Origin of the sequence: Pantoea sp. ARC270 (assembly GCF_003236725.1) — a bacterium.
Lineage (GTDB): Bacteria > Pseudomonadota > Gammaproteobacteria > Enterobacterales > Enterobacteriaceae > Pantoea > Pantoea anthophila.
Genome location: NZ_PUGA01000077.1, coordinates 1 through 1,956, shown reverse-complemented (window position 1 = coordinate 1,956; position 1,956 = coordinate 1). Strand labels below are relative to the sequence as shown.

The 1,956-nt window shown below is 42.4% G+C and carries 1 protein-coding gene and 1 pseudogene; both read right to left on the bottom strand.

Annotated elements, in window-relative coordinates:
* A pseudogene (locus CKF42_RS20885) lies at positions 1–320 on the bottom strand (HD domain-containing protein); the annotation flags it as partial.
* 325 nt (positions 321–645) lie between these two features.
* Positions 646–1,596 carry a LysR family transcriptional regulator gene (locus CKF42_RS20880; RefSeq protein ID WP_233501071.1) on the bottom strand — a complete coding sequence of 317 codons (951 nt, stop codon included), beginning with the start codon at positions 1,594–1,596 and terminating at the stop codon, positions 646–648.
* Positions 1,597–1,956: the final 360 nt, after the last annotated feature.

The following is a 1,956-nucleotide window of genomic DNA, read 5'->3' as shown; positions in this document are numbered from 1 at the left end:
CCCATCTCCATCTCTTCCAGCTTGCATATGTCATGCAGTACAGCGGAAACAATCAGAATATCGGTGTCAACTTCATACCCGAATTTTTTCTGGATATTCCGGGCAATAAGCAGGACATTGTCCGTGACATCCTCGGTATGCTTAACCAAAGAAACATCCGGTGCTCTGATCGCAAACTGTGCATCTTCAATGTTCTCCCATGCACTGTTCCGAAATGCCTCAACCCAGATTTCACATGCAGCATCCGCAAGCCTTCTGTTTTTGACTGCTGCTAACTGAGGGAAAAACTCTTTTATCTTTTCAATAGTGATTTCGCACATTTCCTGCCTCACAAAGTCCTGTCAGATAATAAAGAAGAACCTTCACCCTATCGGAAACCGGGTGAATATAATGATCTTGCGGGCATTCTATTTTTTAATACGCACCAACAGAAACAATATTTTATTTATTTCCGACAAAGAAATGTTGTTTATGCATTATTTAAAATTAATTTAACTATTCTGCAATAAGGCCTTCGTTAATCACGCTTAAGCCGTCAATATAAAACGGTGAGATTTGCAATTAACCTCACAGAAATTCCGGAGTCTGGTTCATAATAAAACCGTCAACTCCGTTACTGGAAAGCTTATCACCACGCGGGTTGCGTCAGCGATGCCGTGAAAAAGGTCCGGGCGTACCAAATAGCGCCGTTGTCCGGGAGATGAAGTCACGCGCATAGCGTGATAGATAGCGGTTTTTGTGGTAAATAATGCTCAGCGGACTGAAAACATAGTCATTCTGAAGAAGAACGGGCAGAAACACACCTTCCGGATAGCGTTCCTGTAAGGAGGGTATTCTTATTTCAGTCAGAAAAAAGACACCAAATTCAAACAGGGCAAGCATAACATCGATGGAGTCAACCTCAAATATTCTCCGCGGTTCAAATCCCGCCTCCTCAAAGCATGCGTTAACAATTTTGTGCAGCCGGTAATCCGATTTAAAACAGATAAAGGGAAAGTCTTTGAATTTATCAAGCGTCGTGCCCTGCTGGCATCCTGCGATAAAATTATCCGTGTCACTGCCAAAATGCTCAATCAGCAGATTTTTATTTACGGCAAGATAGAGCCTGTCGTTCATCAATGGGATGGTATTTAACAGGGGGTCATCCCCTTGTTTTATCCCGACAAAAAAATCCAGCTCTCCGGACATCAGCATCTGTTCCATCCTGGCTGATTTTTCGTTTGTCAGGTTTATCGTAATGTTGGGCCAATTTTTTATATAATCCGGCAGAACCATAGGAAGCCAGTAACTTCCTCTGTAGGGCGTCGCCCCGATATATAACGTGCCAATATGATGATGCTTAATATCGCTTAATCGCGATGAGATATTATCGCTCTCCATCAGTATCTTTATCGCAGAATCATACAGCGCGCTGCCGGCCTGAGTGAGTTTAATCTGCGGTTTTCTGTGGAAGAGAATCGTATCATAATAATCCTCTAATTTTTTTATGTGTACACTGAGATTTTGCTGAGAGGTTGAAAGATTTTGTGCAGCCCTGGTAAAATTTAAATTTTCAGCCAGCTCAACAAAGTATCGCATGCTGATTAAGTTCATCATGACCTCCCTGTAAGCCTGTAACCAGCGCGTTTTACTCGCCTGATTTACGGCAATCTGCGTGTATTGAAATACTGAAGATAATAATTAAAACTTTCAAAGTTGCTAAAAGAGATGATGATTCTATATTTGCAAGTAAATGAGGTTAAACGTCGTTAACTTTTTTGCATCATCTTCTTTGAATTATCGATTGCCATTATATTTTTTCTCGCGCGCTGTGTCCCCCGACAACCTGAGCTGACGCGATGGTTTTTTTAATACGTGTGAGCGATGGCTCGTTATGCATTACCCGATACCGGCTGTACCCTTATCCGGTGCCGCAGTCTCAGGGTGAATGCACAGTGCATTACGCACCTTAAGAGG

Coding starts and splice junctions, on each gene's coding strand:
- CKF42_RS20880 (WP_233501071.1), bottom strand. CDS start 1,596: ATGATGAACTTAATCAGCATGCGATACTTTGTTGAGCTGGCTGAAAAT.